At 48.2% G+C, this 280-nt stretch carries 1 protein-coding gene; it reads right to left on the reverse strand.

Annotation, left to right across the window (positions count from 1 at the left end; translation table 11 throughout):
* Positions 1-280: Na+/H+ antiporter NhaC family protein (locus ABT58_RS23190; RefSeq protein ID WP_276203468.1), on the reverse strand; the 280-nt coding region annotated here is incomplete at both ends.

The following is a 280-nucleotide window of genomic DNA, read 5'->3' on the forward strand; positions in this document are numbered from 1 at the left end:
AATTACGCCACCAAAGGTGAACGCGATAAAGCCAGCAAGACCCCCAACGATCATCGAACCTGTGGTCAACTGCGCAGAAAGTGCAAATACGATACCTGCGACAGCAAACAAGATGTTTTTCTTCTTGATATGGTCTGTGTTGGTGTCAACATGCGTCATTTCTGTCTCTTTGTACTCGCGTGGTTTGCGGTAGCTAAACAGAATCGCAGTCACTAGGCCAAAAATCATCCCCGCAGCTGGCAGTAACATCGCCATCGGTACTTGGCTAGCAGTAACGGTT

Source organism: Photobacterium aphoticum, from assembly GCF_001029435.1.
GTDB classification, from domain to species: domain Bacteria; phylum Pseudomonadota; class Gammaproteobacteria; order Enterobacterales; family Vibrionaceae; genus Photobacterium; species Photobacterium aphoticum.